This window comes from Xanthomonas nasturtii (assembly GCF_001660815.1).
GTDB classification, from domain to species: Bacteria; Pseudomonadota; Gammaproteobacteria; order Xanthomonadales; family Xanthomonadaceae; genus Xanthomonas; species Xanthomonas nasturtii.
Genome location: NZ_LYMI01000089.1, coordinates 1 through 13,987, shown reverse-complemented (window position 1 = coordinate 13,987; position 13,987 = coordinate 1). Strand labels below are relative to the sequence as shown.

17 protein-coding genes and 1 pseudogene are annotated in these 13,987 nt (G+C 66.3%); 10 read left to right on the top strand and 8 right to left on the bottom strand.

The annotated features are described in order from the left end of the window. Positions 1–127 precede the first annotated feature (127 nt). The 3 genes from A7D16_RS20295 to A7D16_RS20285 form a co-directional block, all read right to left on the bottom strand. Positions 128–2,161, bottom strand: coding sequence for a PAS domain-containing hybrid sensor histidine kinase/response regulator (locus A7D16_RS20295; RefSeq protein ID WP_064635026.1), 2,034 nt, complete (start codon positions 2,159–2,161; stop codon positions 128–130). Positions 2,162–2,266: 105 nt separating this feature from the next. Continuing rightward, positions 2,267–2,557, bottom strand: coding sequence for a hypothetical protein (locus tag A7D16_RS20290; RefSeq protein ID WP_064635025.1), 291 nt, complete (start codon positions 2,555–2,557; stop codon positions 2,267–2,269). Next, complete coding sequence (locus A7D16_RS20285; RefSeq protein ID WP_064635024.1) at positions 2,544–2,990, bottom strand: hypothetical protein; 447 nt, start codon at positions 2,988–2,990, stop codon at positions 2,544–2,546. The genes A7D16_RS20290 and A7D16_RS20285 overlap by 14 nt, the downstream gene beginning before the upstream one ends. A 249-nt stretch (positions 2,991–3,239) precedes the next feature. Between A7D16_RS20285 and A7D16_RS20280 the strand changes: the two genes are divergently transcribed. Then, positions 3,240–3,815, top strand: coding sequence for a DUF3016 domain-containing protein (locus tag A7D16_RS20280; protein WP_064635023.1), 576 nt, complete (start codon positions 3,240–3,242; stop codon positions 3,813–3,815). A 258-nt stretch (positions 3,816–4,073) separates the two neighbouring features. On the opposite strand, the gene alr is transcribed toward A7D16_RS20280, so the two are convergent. After that, entirely contained in the window at positions 4,074–5,174 is a 1,101-nt protein-coding gene (gene alr, locus A7D16_RS20275; RefSeq protein ID WP_064635022.1) for an alanine racemase, read from the bottom strand. Continuing rightward, on the bottom strand, positions 5,174–6,463 hold the full coding sequence (locus tag A7D16_RS20270) for a D-amino acid dehydrogenase (protein ID WP_064635021.1): 1,290 nt from the start codon (positions 6,461–6,463) through the stop codon (positions 5,174–5,176). Before A7D16_RS20270 ends, alr begins: the two co-directional genes overlap by 1 nt. A 148-nt stretch (positions 6,464–6,611) precedes the next feature. Between A7D16_RS20270 and A7D16_RS20265 the strand changes: the two genes are divergently transcribed. Next, complete coding sequence (locus A7D16_RS20265) at positions 6,612–7,091, top strand: Lrp/AsnC ligand binding domain-containing protein (protein WP_010372124.1); 480 nt, start codon at positions 6,612–6,614, stop codon at positions 7,089–7,091. 198 nt (positions 7,092–7,289) lie between these two features. Here the strand turns inward: A7D16_RS20265 and A7D16_RS20260 are convergent, their stop codons facing one another. Next, the gene (locus tag A7D16_RS20260; protein ID WP_064635020.1) at positions 7,290–7,718 is read right to left on the bottom strand and encodes a hypothetical protein; all 429 of its coding nucleotides are present in this window, start codon (positions 7,716–7,718) and stop codon (positions 7,290–7,292) included. A gap of 341 nt (positions 7,719–8,059) precedes the next feature. Here A7D16_RS20260 and msrB point away from each other — a divergent pair, with 341 nt between their 5' ends. The 6 genes from msrB to A7D16_RS20225 all read left to right on the top strand — a co-directional run bounded on the left by msrB (position 8,060) and on the right by A7D16_RS20225 (position 12,378). Beyond that, entirely contained in the window at positions 8,060–8,524 is a 465-nt protein-coding gene (msrB, locus tag A7D16_RS20250; protein WP_064635018.1) for a peptide-methionine (R)-S-oxide reductase MsrB, read from the top strand. Between the two features lie 189 nt (positions 8,525–8,713). Then, positions 8,714–9,172, top strand: coding sequence for an MliC family protein (locus A7D16_RS20245; RefSeq protein ID WP_082925907.1), 459 nt, complete (start codon positions 8,714–8,716; stop codon positions 9,170–9,172). Positions 9,173–9,269: 97 nt separating this feature from the next. Continuing rightward, the gene (gene motA, locus A7D16_RS20240; protein WP_064635017.1) at positions 9,270–10,124 is read left to right on the top strand and encodes a flagellar motor stator protein MotA; all 855 of its coding nucleotides are present in this window, start codon (positions 9,270–9,272) and stop codon (positions 10,122–10,124) included. A gap of 10 nt (positions 10,125–10,134) precedes the next feature. Further along, complete coding sequence (gene motB, locus A7D16_RS20235) at positions 10,135–11,310, top strand: flagellar motor protein MotB (protein ID WP_064635016.1); 1,176 nt, start codon at positions 10,135–10,137, stop codon at positions 11,308–11,310. 180 nt (positions 11,311–11,490) lie between these two features. Continuing rightward, positions 11,491–12,084, top strand: coding sequence for a hypothetical protein (locus tag A7D16_RS20230; RefSeq protein WP_064635015.1), 594 nt, complete (start codon positions 11,491–11,493; stop codon positions 12,082–12,084). A gap of 9 nt (positions 12,085–12,093) precedes the next feature. Beyond that, a complete protein-coding gene (locus A7D16_RS20225; RefSeq protein ID WP_064635014.1) occupies positions 12,094–12,378 on the top strand; it encodes a DUF4031 domain-containing protein in 285 nt (94 codons plus the stop codon). Positions 12,379–12,542: 164 nt separating this feature from the next. On the opposite strand, the gene A7D16_RS20220 is transcribed toward A7D16_RS20225, so the two are convergent. Continuing rightward, a complete protein-coding gene (locus tag A7D16_RS20220) occupies positions 12,543–13,094 on the bottom strand; it encodes a DUF6630 family protein (protein WP_064635013.1) in 552 nt (183 codons plus the stop codon). A 164-nt stretch (positions 13,095–13,258) separates the two neighbouring features. On the opposite strand from A7D16_RS20220, the gene A7D16_RS20215 reads away from it, so the two are divergent. Next, positions 13,259–13,525: a DUF3297 family protein gene (locus A7D16_RS20215; RefSeq protein ID WP_064635012.1), complete on the top strand. Its 267-nt coding sequence runs from the start codon at positions 13,259–13,261 to the stop codon at positions 13,523–13,525. A gap of 103 nt (positions 13,526–13,628) precedes the next feature. After that, positions 13,629–13,863, top strand: a pseudogene (locus A7D16_RS24510) (hypothetical protein). A gap of 31 nt (positions 13,864–13,894) precedes the next feature. Here the strand turns inward: A7D16_RS24510 and A7D16_RS22225 are convergent. After that, a partial coding sequence (locus A7D16_RS22225) for an IS3 family transposase (protein ID WP_147308587.1) occupies positions 13,895–13,987 on the bottom strand: 93 nt, incomplete at its 5' end.

Sequence of the window (13,987 nt, the reverse complement as noted above, 5' to 3'; positions counted from 1 at the left end):
CGTTGGCTGTGGCTGTGGCGCCTCAACACGCTCGATCTGGACGACCTTCTGCACGCCACCGCAGCGTAGGCAACTGCGCTCGCCATTGACCAATCCATCTACGCACGGCGGTGACGCCGCGCGCGTGTCACTCCACCGCTTCGCGCGCGGCACGCACGGCGGTGACCAATTGCGCCACGCTGTACGGCTTGGCCAGATGCTCCTGAAACCCGGAGTCCAACGCGCGCTTGCGGTCGTCGTCGCGCGCCAGTGCGGTCACCGCCACGGCCGGCAGCGCGCTTGCATCCAGCCCGAGGTTTTCGCGCACGGTGCGGATCAACCCGTAGCCGTCCATGCCCGGCATGCCGATATCGGTCAGCATCAGGTCGAAGCGTGCGTGACCGCGATGATCGATCAACGCCAATGCATCGGTGGCGCTGCCGGCGGTAACCACTTCGGCGCCCTGTTCTTCGAGCAAGCGCCGCAGATAATCGAGCATGTCCGGTTGGTCTTCGACCGCAAGCAGACGCAGACCGTTGAGCGCGCGCGCTTCGACGATCTGCTCGGACATCAGCCGCCGCCGCAATTCGCGGCGCGGGCGCTTGGCCTGGTCGGGCACATGTTCCGGCAGGCGTACGGTAAAGGTCGCCCCCTTGCCGCGGCCGCCGCTGGTCGCACCAACCTGGCCGCCATGCATTTCCACCAGCTGCTGCACGATGGCAAGGCCCAGCCCCAGGCCACCATGCTGACGCGTGGTGGTGCCATCGGCCTGACGGAAACGGCCGAACAGATGCGGCAGGAATTCGGCTGCGATGCCGTCGCCGGAATCGCAGACCGACACCAGCAGATGCCCGTCGTCGCGCTCGACAGTGACGTCGATGCGGCCATGCGCCGGGGTGAACTTGATCGCGTTGGACAGCAAATTCCACAACACCTGCTGCAAGCGCGTGGCATCGCCAAGCACCAGGCACGGTGTGGCCGGCACGTGCAGCTCCAGCACCTGGTCCTTGCCCTGGGCGGCCAGTTCCTGGGTGTTCAGGGCTTCGCGTACCTGCTCGACCAGATCCAGCGATTCGACCTCCAGCTGCACCTTGCCCAGCAACATGCTGCTCAGATCGAGCATGTCGGAAATCAGCCGCTTCTGCGCACGTGCGCTGCTGGCAATCACCGACAGGCCCTTGTAATTGGGGTGACTTTCTTCCACCCGCTGCAGCAGCAATTCGCTCCAGCCCAGGATGGTGGTCAGCGGTGTGCGCAGCTCGTGCGAGAGCGTGGCCAGGAACTCGTCCTTCAGCCGCGCCATGCTTTCGGCTTCGTTGCGCGCGCTGCGCTCGGATTCAAGCAGCTGTTCGCGCGCCAGTTCGATCTCGCGCTGCTCGGTCACGTCGGGGCTGCTGCCGGCCAGGCCGATGAAGCGGCCATCGGCCGAATAGCGCGGTGTGGCGGTCATTTCGATCCAGCGCCACTGCCCATCGTGGCGGCGGGCACGCACCAGCGCGTGCAGGCCGCGCTGTTCTTCCAGCGATGCCGCCAGTTCGAACTGGAAGATCGACAAGTCGTCCGGATGCAGCAGCTCGCTCCATGCCGACACCGTGCCACTGGAAATATCCAGGCCGAAGAACTCGCCATAGGCGCTGTTGACGAAGCGCACCACGCCCTGCGCGTCCAGCACCCACACCGGCATCGGTAGCCCGTCGGCCAGCGCGCTGAAACGCGCCTCGCTCTCTGCCAGTTCGCGCTCGACGCGTTTGCGCTCGGTGATGTCCATGAACAGCACTGCGACCCGCGCCTGCTCCGGCTGCCCGACCCGAAACGCATCCACCGAATACCAGCGTTTGAGCGCTTTGGACTGCATCTCGAAATGGATGCGATTGCCGGTGCGGGCAACCTGCCCATAGCGGTCGAACCATTCCTGCTCGTGCTCGGGGAGCATGCTGCGGATGGACACGTTCAGCGCGTTGGACAGACCGGTATAGCGCTCGAACGCGCCATTGGTGGCGCGGATCATATAGTCGACTGCCTGATCGCCCTCGAACACCATGTCGATGACGCAGAAGCCCGCATCGATGTTGTGGAAGATCTCGTGATACATCGCCGGATCGAGAAACGGCTCGGCGATCGCGGCCAGCAGGGGGGCGGCCAATGACGGGCTGGGAGTGGGAGTGCTCAAATCGGAGACCACGGATGCTGCCGGAGCGGATGACGGGCAGATGAAACCATGCCCGATGTCGTCAGCGGGTGCACGGCAGGCCGCCGGAGTGCACGCTTCCATTGCCAACCACCAGGCTCACCACAAGGTGGCGGCAGCCAGGCCAATGCAGGCTGCCAGCACGACGATGCCGGCGATGACGCCACGTAACACCCATTCACCTTCGCAGCGCAGCTGTTCGTCCATCCAGCGCTGCGCTTCCTCGCGCCAGACGGTGGAACGCGCGTCATCGGCATCCAGCAGCAACAGGCGTACCCGCGACAAGCCGAGTTCGACGCATTCGTCACGGCAGCACTGGCTGAAACCGTCTTCGCCACTGGCGATCTGTGCACCCAGCGGCAACTGCAATTCGAGTTCATGCCTGGACATAACGGGGGCGCTCCTGATCAAGCTCGTGTTCCAGCGCCATGCGCGCCAGTTGGGTGTAGTTGGCGCGCGGACCCTGGCCCCGGCCGGTGAGCATTCCCTGGTAATCCAGGTCCTGCCAGACCCGCCCGGTCCATTCGACGCAGTCTTCGGCAATGACCAGCATCAACGAATAACGGTAGTCCAGCCCATTGACCGCGGTGTAGGTGTAGACCGGCGGGAACTGCACCGCCACATCCACCTGGCGCGCCAGCGCAGCCAGATGCTCGCGCAACGCGTCGCGCGGGTTGGTGCCCGGCTCCAGGCGCAACGTGCGCGTGGCCAGATCCAGATCCACTTCGCCTTGCAGAGCGACGAAGGCAGCCGCGCCGGTTGCGGGGTTGTGACCGTGCTGCTTGGCCCAGTCGATAAACTGCAGGCGCACGTCCGACGGCATGTGTGCCGGCGCCGAAGACGCTGATTTTGTGCGGAAAGAGTGGGTGTCCATGTTGGCGATCTTCCCGGCTGTGCCGTGAAGCGCGGGCGCAGGCGTGGTGAACCCGCCGTCATGGCCCAAGGGCGGCGGATTAACCGCGCGGCAACGTGGTTGCGAGCCCGGACGCGCACTGCGTTGCGGGCGTCTGGACGCACCCCCACATCGCTGGAACGCCCGGGACGCAACGTCCCTTCCGCTTGGAGGCTTTCGATGAAACTTTCCAGTCTTTCCGGCGCCAGCCTGTTGCTGGCCGGCCTGCTCGCGGCAACCGGTGTGCAGGCCCGGGTCCGCAACGTCACCGATCCCGAAGCACCGCGCGCGCTCAGCAACGATGGCAAGGTGGACGTGCGCTGGACCGACCCGGCGCAGTTTTCGGAAGTGCGCTTCAGCGGCAACCGCTGGGAAGCGCAGCGCGGCGATTGGGTGACCCAGCTGGCAACCCACTTTCAGCAGAGCGCAGCGCGCCAACTGCCCGACGGCCAGCACCTGAGCGTGACCATCACCGACATTCGCCGCGCCGGCCAGTACGAGCCCTGGCACGGGCCGCGCATGCAGGACGTGCGCGTGGTCAAGGACATCTACCCGCCCCGCCTGAGCTTTACCTACACGTTGACCGGTGCCGATGGCCGGGTGATCGACCAGGGCGAACGCAAGCTGGTGGATTCGGCCTTCCTGATGAGCGGCCCGCGGCTGACCGACAGCGACCCGCTGCGCTTCGAGAAAGCCATGATCGACGACTGGGTGCGCAAGCAATTCCGCGGCGATCGCAGTACCGCTGGGTTGTGAGCTACCGATCAAGCCCCTCTCCCGCTGCGGCGAGAAGGCACGGCTTGCGCGCCACTGGCGCGCGCGCCTTGGTGCGCCTGCGCCGCTGGCGCAGGCCGGGGCGCGGAGCGGGGGTTGGGGTGAGCCATGGGCAAGCGGAGTGTCACTTCTGAAGGCGCGTGGCGACGCGTTTGCCACTCCAGGCACTTGCAGGTGCCTGAGGCGCACCCTCATCCGGCGCTGCGCGCCACCTTCTCCCGATGGGAGAAGGGATGCAACTTACCGGGCCACTTCATCACCCACTGCCGCCTCACCCACATACGTCCTTGGCACGCGCTTGAGTCCACACAGCAGCTGATACGCGCTGACATTGCACTGGGTGGCAAGCGGGCTCACCTGCGGCGCATCGCCCCATAGCTGCACCGGCGCGCCGATCCCGGCCTGCGGATGGTCGGTGAGGTCCACCGTCAACATGTCCATCGAGACGCGACCGATCAACGGGCAGACCTGGCCGTCGACCAGCACCGGGGTGCCGTTGGGCGCGAATTGCGGGTAGCCGTCGGCATAGCCCATCGCGACCACGCCCACGCGTGTCGGCCGTTCGGCGACGAAGCGCGCGCCATACCCTACCGGTTCGCCAGCGGGCAGCTCGCGCACCGAAATGATGCGCGAGCGCAGCGTCATCACCGGGCGCAGTTGCGCGGTGCTGGCGGTGTCCTGCGCGAACGGGTTGGCGCCGTACAACATCAGGCCCGGGCGCGACCAGTCGTTGCGCAGCGCCGGCCAGCCGAGCAGGCCGGGCGAGTTGCGCAGGCTGGTTTCCGCGCGCATGCCGCCGGCGGTGAGCGCGAAGGCCACCGCCTGTTCGTCGGTGCGGCTGCAGTCCAGTTCGTCGGCGCGCGCCAGATGCGTCATCAATACCAGCGAGGCAATCTGCGGCAGCCCGCGCAAACGCAGCCACGCGGCGCGGAAATCCTCCGGCGACAGGCCCAGCCGGTGCATGCCGCTGTCCAGCTTCAACCACACCCGCAACGGCCGCGGGCTCTGGAACTCGGCCAGCGCGCCGACCTGCTGCGGGGTAGCCACCACCGTCCACAGGTCGTGCTCGGCGATCAGGCGCAACTCGTCGTGTTCGAAGAAGCCTTCCAGCAACAGGATCGGTGCGCGGATACCGGCCTGGCGCAGTTCCAGCGCTTCTTCGATGCACGCCACCGCAAAGCCGTCCGCTTCCGGTTCCAGCGCCTGCGCGCAACGTACCGCGCCGTGCCCGTAGGCATCGGCCTTGACCACCGCCAGCGCCTTGCTGGCGCCCAGCTGTTTGGCCAGGCGGTAGTTGTGGCGCAGTGCATCCAGATCGATCAACGCTCGCGCAGGACGCACTACGCGGCCTCCCGCTGCGGGCGTGCGCTGCGCGGCGACAGGTACCGGAACACGTCCAGGCCTTCGGTATCGATCTCCGGCGTGCGGCCCTGCATCAGGTCGGCCAGGTAGCGCCCGGAGCCGCAGGCCATGGTCCAGCCCAGGGTGCCGTGGCCGGTGTTGAGGAACAGGTTGGCGTACGGCGTGGCACCCACCACCGGGGTGCCGTCCGGGGTGGCCGGGCGCAGGCCGGTCCAGAACTCGGCCTGGGCCAGATCGCCGCTGCCGGGGAACAGGTCGTTGACCACCATTTCCAGCGTGGCGCGACGGCGCGGGTTCAATGACAGATCGAAGCCGGCCACCTCGGCCATGCCGCCGACGCGGATGCGGTCGTCGAAGCGGGTGAGCGCGATCTTGTAGCTTTCGTCCAGCACCGTGGAGGTCGGCGCGCGCTGCGCATCGACGATCGGGATGGTCAGCGAATAGCCCTTGAGCGGGTACACCGGCAGATGCAGGCCGAGCGAGAGCAGCAGATCGGCCGAATAGCTGCCCAGCGCCAGCACGTAGCGGTCGGCGGTTTCGATGCGGCCGTCGATCTGCACGCCGGTGACCTGGCCGCCAGCATGCTCCAGGTGCTCGATCTGCTGCCCGTAGCGGAACGTCACGCCCGCCTGCGCAGCCAGTTCGGCCAGGCGCTGGGTGAACAGGCGGCAATCGCCGGTCTGGTCTTCGGGCAGATGCAACGCGCCGGCCATCTGCGCCCCGCCACCGGCCAGACCGGGTTCGAATTGCGCAACCTGGGCCGGGCTCAGCAACTCGTACGGCACCCCATACTGGGCCAGCACTTCGATGTCCTGGGCGGCGGCATCCAGTTGCTGCTGGGTGCGGAACAGCTGCGTGGTGCCGAGCTGGCGGCCTTCGTATTCGATCCCCGTCTCGGCGCGCAATGCGTTGAGGCAATCGCGGCTGTAGTCGGACATGCGCACCATGCGCGCCTTGTTCACCGCATAGCGCTCGGCGGTGCAATTGCGCAGCATCTGGCTCAGCCAGGCCAGCTGGCGCAGGTCGCGGGTGGGGCGGATCGACAGCGGCGCATGCTGCTCGAACAGCCACTTCATTGCCTTGCCTGGTACGCCGGGCGCGGCCCACGGCGAGGTGTAGCCGAACGACAGCTGGCCGGCGTTGGCGTAGCTGGTCTCCAGCGCCGCCGCCGGCTGGCGGTCGACCACGGTCACGTCGCAACCGGCCTGCGCCAGATACCACGCAGTGGTCGTGCCGATGACGCCGCTACCGAGAATGAGCACCCGCATGTCGTTCTCCTGAAAAGGGCATTCCCCCACAACAAGACGCTGAGGGGGATAGTTAGCCGCAGTATATTGCGAGCCAGGCAGTGCCATTTCTGGAATCGGCACGCCTTTGCAGTGAAACTTCCTGCCAAACCTCGCCGAGACAGACCCCATGACCACCCGCGCCCGCGAGCTGGACAAGATCGACCGCAAGATCCTGCGCATCCTGCAGCAGGAGGGGCGGATTTCGTTCACTGAACTGGGCGAGCGAGTGGGCCTGTCCACCACACCGTGCACCGAGCGCGTGCGCCGGCTGGAGCGCGACGGCGCCATCACCGGCTACTACGCGCGGCTGGACCCGCACTACCTCAAGGCCAGCCTGCTGGTGTTCGTGGAGATCAGCCTGGCCTACAAATCCGGCGACATCTTCGAAGAATTCCGCCGCGCCGCGCTGAAGCTGCCCAACGTGCTGGAGTGCCATCTGGTGTCCGGCGATTTCGACTACCTGCTCAAGGCGCGCATCAGCGAGATGGCCTCCTACCGCAAGCTGCTCGGCAGCACCTTGCTGACCATGCCGCATGTGCGCGAATCCAAGAGCTACATCGTGATGGAAGAGGTCAAGGAGACGCTGGCGTTGCCGATTGCCGATTGAATCGGGGATTGGGGATTGGGGATTGGGGATTGGGAATGTGCGGGTGTGCGGGTGTGCGGGTGTGCGGGTGTGCGGGTGTGCGGGCTGCAAAAATATCGCCTGCTGCGTGGCAGGCAATTTTCAAAAGCACGGGAGCTGGGTGGCAAGCCGGTTGTGATGGGCGATATGTGCAGGTGATCTACAACACGCACGCTATCGTCAGCGCACCACGCGCATGCCATCGCCCGCCGGCACCGCGTCGTAATAGCGGCCGGTCTTGGTATCCAGCACCCGGTTGGCGCCGGCCGGTTGCATGCCCTGCAGCAAGCGGCCATTGCGGTCGTAGACCATCGGCGTGATCGGCGACACCTGGCTGCCGGCAGGCGCCACCGGTGTCTGTGCCGGCCCCCGGGTAGGAATGGTCGGGGCAACCGGACGTTGACCCAATTGCGAAGGCACTGGCGCAGCGGCGGGAGCCGGCTGCACCGCGCGCGGCGGCGTCACAGTGGGCTGAACCGGTGTCGGCGTGGTGATGGGCTGCAGCGTATTGGACGAGCGCGTAGTGGTGGCCGACTGCGCCACCGCCGCGCCGGCCATCGCCAGCAGACCGCAGAACAGCACGCCGCGCATTGAAGAATGGATCGCCATGACAGTCACCGTGATTGATCGGGAGTGGTTAGTCGATGGGGGCGCAGATACGTTGCGGCAATGCGTGCCACCCGCCAGGGGATGAACGCTTTCGTTACGTCGTTGCAGTGCGAAGACGCCAATCTCCCCGCAGGCTGGATTCCCTTCTCCCGCCGGGACATTGTCCTCCTTCATGGGGGAGAAGGTGGCGCGCAGCGCCGGATGAGGGTACGTGCGAAGCCTCGGGCTGCCCAGCGCACGCGTGACTTCGTGAACACGTCAGCCGGTTGAACCACCCGCGCAGTGCCCACATCACTGGAGCAGACGCCGGCACGCCGCCAGCGCGCGTATGCGAGAGCCCTATGAGCCAGTTCGATCTGACCCCTCCCTCCCCCGCCCAGCGCGATGCCCTGATCGCCGGGCTCAGCGAAGAGGAACAGCGCGTACTGCTGCACCACGGTACCGAGGCGCCGTTCTGCGGGGTGTTTCTGGACAACAAGCTGGACGGGGTCTACACCTGCCGGCTGTGCGGTCTGCCACTGTTCCGTTCCAGCGCCAAGTTCGAGTCCGGCACCGGTTGGCCAAGCTTCTTCGCGCCGTACGACCCTGCCCACGTGCGCGAGATCCGCGATATCAGCTACGGCATGATCCGCACCGAAATCGTCTGCGCACGCTGCGACAGCCACCTGGGCCATGTGTTCCCGGATGGCCCGCCGCCGACCGGCGAGCGCCACTGCCTCAACTCGGTCTCGCTGGGCTTTGCCGAAAACGGCCAGGCACTGCCCAACCCGTTGCACCGCGATGGCGCCGAGGCGCAGCCGGCCTGAGGCCAGACAGCATCCCGGCCGGCGGCGGTGGTGCTCACGCGCGCCGCCGATCTGGCACCGACGGACGCCGCAAGGCACCCTGTGCGGCGCCAGACCTTCATCGTCGGCCACACCATGTCCCAACCGTCGCCGCGCCGGCGACGGCCCGATCCAGGCAGGAGTCCGCAGATGCACACGTCCTCGACCCTGATGCTCGTCGGCCTGCTGGCCGCCACCCTGGCCGGGTGTGACGCAGGCGACAGCCCGCCTGCCGCACCAGCGCCCACGACAAGTCCCCAGCCCGCCACAACCGCGAGCGGACGCGATAGACCCCCGCACATCGCGACGGACGCCAGCGTGACCGGACCGCTGCCCCGTGCCCCCAACCCGGCGTCGCCAGACGCCGCCCCTGCAATGCCCCCGGATGCCGTGGCCTGGCACTGCGGCGAACGCGTCGTCACCACCCGCCTCGACCCGGCCACCGATGCCGTGCACCTGACCCTCGACGGCCGCACGCTGACCTTGCTCGGTACCCAGGCCGCCTCCGGTACGCGCTTGGCCGACGCCCACGGCAACCAGTTCCGGGAACATGCCGGCGAGGCGACGTTGTCGCTGGCAGGCGGCGATGCGGTCAAATGCGTGCATGAGGCCGCAACGACAATCGGCTGATCGTTCAGTTACAGCGCACATCTTCACGCCGCCCGCTTCAAGAATCCGCCGCGCAAGCCGAAACAACTAGCACTCCCAGCTTGCTTCCGGCTTCGCCATGCTCATCATCGTTGGCTTCATCGTCGTCATCGTCAGCGTCCTCGGCGGCTATGTGCTGTCGCACGGAAAGCTGGGCGCGTTGTGGCAGCCGTATGAGCTGATGATCATCGGTGGCGCCGCATTGGGCGCGTTTCTGGTCAGTACGCCGGCCAAGATCGTCAAGGAGACGATCGCCGACGTGCTGGGCGTGTTCAAGGGTCCGCGGTACAAGTCCGACGACTACAAGGACACCTTGAGCCTGATCTACGAGCTGCTGAACAAGGCGCGTCGCGACGGCTTCATGGCACTGGAAGACCATGTCGAAAAACCGCAGGACAGCACCATCTTCGGCACCTACCCCAAGGTGGTGGCCGACCATCACCTGCTGGACTTCATCACCGACTGCCTGCGTCTGATGATCGGCAGCAATATCGAACCGCACGAACTGGAACCGCTGCTCGAACTGGAGCTGGAAAAGCATCACCACGAGGCAATGGCGCCCTCGCATGCCTTGAGCAAGGTGTCCGACGGGCTTCCCGGCTTCGGCATCGTGGCGGCGGTGCTCGGCATCGTGATCACCATGGGCTCGATCGGCGGGCCGATCGAAGAGATCGGCCATCACGTCGGTGCCGCGCTGGTGGGCACCTTCCTGGGCATTTTGCTGGCCTATGGCTTCGTGGCGCCGCTGTCGGCGGCGATGGAAGCGCGTGCCGATCAGGACGGACGCATGTACGAAGCGGTCAAGACCGCGCTGCTGGCATGCCTGCGTGGCTACAACCCGAAGATTGCGCTGGAATTTGCGCGCAAGACGCTGCCGTCCAACGTGCGTCCGAGCTTCGGCGATTTCGAAACGCACCTGAAGACGATCAAGTAGGGCCGCGGTCATGGCCGAGGGCAAATCCACCGTCGTCATCCGACGGGTCAAGAAGGTGCAGGGCGGCGGCCATCATGGCGGCGCCTGGAAAGTGGCGTTTGCCGACTTCGTGACCGCGATGATGGCCTTCTTCCTGGTGCTGTGGCTGATGGCCGCCACCACCAAGGAACAGCGGGCGGCGATCTCCGAATATTTCCGCAATCCCAGCCCGTTGTCGGGCAAGTCGCCTGCCCCCTCGCCGGGCATGAATGGCCCTGGCGGCGCCAGTACCTCGATGATCAAGCTCGGCGGCACCGCCGACATGGCCAAGGGGCAGAAGGACGAAATGGGCCGCAAGCGCGACAACGCGGCAGATACCACCGAAGACAGCCGTGCCAAGGACAAGAAGCGCCTGGAAGCGCTGATGCAGGACCTCAAGGAAGCCATGGACAAGAGCCAGGCGCTGGAGCCGTTCAAGGACCAGTTGCTGCTGGACCTGACGCCCGACGGTCTGCGCATCCAGATCGTGGACAAGCAGAACCGCCCGATGTTCGACATCGGCCGCGACCAGCTCAAGCCCTACACCGTGGATATCCTGCGCGAGCTGGCGTCGTTCATCACGCAAGTGCCCAACCACATCAGCATCACCGGCCATACCGACACCACCGCCTACAGCAACGATACCGGCTACACCAACTGGGAACTCAGCGCCGACCGTGCCAATGCCGCACGCCGTGCGCTGGTCGGCGGCGGCATGGCCGATACCAAGGTGACGCGTGTGGTGGGGCTGTCCTCGTCGGTACTGTTCGACAAGACCAACCCACAGAACCCGATCAACCGCCGCATCAGCATCGTGGTGATGACCCAGGATGCCGAGCAGACCGCGCTGGCCGGCGCCGGCCAGGGCGTGGCGCTGGGCAAATCGCTGCGCGATGCCGACACCCAGGTGCCGGACCTGAGCGCCGCTGCCACCGGCACGGCCAGCGTGGGCGCGCCGGTGACCGGTGCTGGGCGTGCAGCGGCTGCGATGCCGCCCGCGGCCGGGACAGGCGCCGCGGGGGCGACCCCGCCGCCGGCCGGCTCGGCTGCTGCACGCCCGGCCGCACCGCGGGTGTCGTCCAGCGCACAGGTGGCTTCGGCCACCGCACTTGCCAAAGCAGCCGAAGCGGCGGTGGCTGTGCCGCGGGTGGCGGTGGAGGAGCAATGATTGGCGATTCGGGATTAGGGATTCGCTAGGCAGCCGGGGCGTTGCGATCCGCAGTCGCCAGGTGCGCGCGCTTGCGGTGTTGGTGTTACCTGGCCCGAAACTCCCATCAATTCCCGCTGCTCATCGCATCGTGCAGCGCACGCTCTAGAATGGCCGGCCATTCCCAGCGTCGAGAAGACCGTGTCCCGTAATTCCAAGGCCAAGCGCGACAAGCGCAAGAAGCAGCAACCCAAGCGCCCCATCGTCCGTCTGGGCCAGGCGCCCCAGGTCACCAACCATGCCGTACTGCAGGATGCCGACGGCCGCGTCGTGGCCGCGATCGGCCTGCAAGGTGGCAGCGAGTGGATGCTGTCCATCGGCGGCCAGACCATGGGCAGCGCCGACAACCCGGTGCCGATGCTGGCCATGCTCAAGCACCTGGCCAACCTGCAGGAAGCCGAAGGCAAGACCATCTCGCTGGAATATTCGACCCAGCTGCAGCAGATGATCGACGACCTGGCCGCCGACGAAGGCCAGACCGCCGAGGAATACCTGACCACGCTGGTGTCCGAGTTCCAGAACGCCGATGCGGATGAAGACGGCGACGCCGACGCAGAAGACGCAGCAGAAGACGCCGGCACCGAAGCTGCCGCTGAAGACGCTGCTGCCGAGGACGACACCGCCAGCGACGAGGACAGTGCCGCAAAAGCCAGCGACGACGCCTCCGACGCGGTCGCGGACGACGCCGACGGCGATAGCACCGGCAAGAAGCCGAAGAAGTCCAAGAAGGCCTGAGGCCTGCGGGTGGCCGTCTACGTCGACGATGCGGTGCATCTGTGGCGCGATCAGCGCTGGGCGCACCTGCTCGGCGATACGCTGGACGAGCTGCATGCAATGGCGGCGCGGCTGGGCATTCCCCGCCGCGCCTTCCAGAACAAACTCAGCGGCGCGCACTACGACGTGCCCGCACCGCTGCGCATCGAGGCGATCGCGCTCGGTGCCATCGCGATCTCCCGCCATACCGATCGGGCCTTGCTCAAGGCGCTGATCGCCAATGCGCGCGCGCAAGCGCGGGGTCAGTCGCCGTGAATGGGGAATCGGGAATCGGAAAAGTGGGGTTGTCGTGAGCTGCGGCCTGTTCGGGAGCGAACTTGCTTGCGATGCGCCGCCCCGAGAAAGACCGATGACGACAGGCAGAGGCTCCAAGGCTCGGAAACCGGCTCTTGCGATTCCCGATTCCCCACTTCCCGCCCTCAGAACGCCTCGTTCCCCAGCCGGACTTCCACGCCCAGCAACGAGGTCAGCGCCAGCAGGGCGTCATCGTCGCGGCTGAGCGCAATCCAGCCGGCATAGGCATCGCCGCCGGTGTTCCAGTTCCACAGCGAGTAGCCGTGTTCGCGCAGGCGGTCGAACGCCACTGCCATCAGATCGGGCACGTCGAGGTTGCGGGCGAAGTCTTCGTCGTCCAGGTCGCCGCCCCAATCGATGCGCAGGTTCCAGCGCGCGCTGAGTTCGTCGATGGCGGCGATGAACGAATCGGTGTCCTTCCAGTCCACGAAGAAACCCGAGCGCCAGTCGATGACGTCCTTCAGCGTCCACAACCAGGTGTCGTCGCCTTCGTCGTCGTCGGCATCGGCCTGCGCTTCGCGCCATGCGTCGAACTGGGCCAGCGCGGTGTCTTCGTCGCCGGGATTGATCAGCACCAGCAGATTCCACACCCGCGCCGGGTGGTCGTCGACATCGTCCTCGTCGCTTTCGGGCTGCAGGCCTTCGTCGTCTTCGTAGTCGGCACTGTTGTCGGGCATCACGGTCTCACTTCAAGGATTGCAGGGCGAAAGTGTGAGGCCTGCGGCCGCGCAAGCAAACCGCTCGGCGCCTGCGCCTGCATCGCCGGGGCTGGTCTTCCCGGCGCAGGCCCGTATCCTGTGCGGCCGAAGACGGCCATCCTGGCCGCCATGACGCCTTTCCCATGAGCGATACCCCTCCCGATCACCTGGCCATCGACGCGCGCAGCCCGTTCCACAATGCAGATGCCCTCAGCCGCGGCGTTGGCGTGCGTTTCAACGGTGTCGAACGCGACAACGTCGAGGAATACTCGGTCAGCGAAGGCTGGATCAAGGTGCAGGTCGGCAAGGCGCGCGACCGTCGCGGCAACCCGATGACAATGAAGATCAAGGGCGAGGTGGCCGCGTATTACCTGGACACCAAGACCGACGCCGCGCCTGCTGCCGAGTAAGAGCGGCTGACCAAACTACTTCACGTTGTTCTATTGCAGAGCTGCTGAGCTGCGACTTGGCTGCAGGGCCCTTGCCCGCCCACCATCGCAGGACACGCCGTGAATCCGTCCCTGGAGGCTCTGGCGCGGCATCCATGCCGCTCAAGGTCCCGCGACGGTGAGCGGGCAAGGACCAGTCACGTGGGTCGGCGCGCAACGTTTTCAACATGCGCCCAGTAGCGGTCTGGCGCGGCGCCCCCTTTTCTTCAATAAACCACCAGCCAACTGTCTGGTGCGGTGCCCTCGCCGCTTGCGGGACCGTTGGCGGCATGGATGCCGCCACCGAGCCCCCATGGTGAAGTGACCCCCAAAAGCTGGACAGTTGGGCGATCAGACAGCTAGCTCGGCCTGTTGCCGGTACTTTACCGGGCTCAGGCCGTTCAATTTCAACTTGATCCGGTCTTCGTTGTAGTACCTGATGTA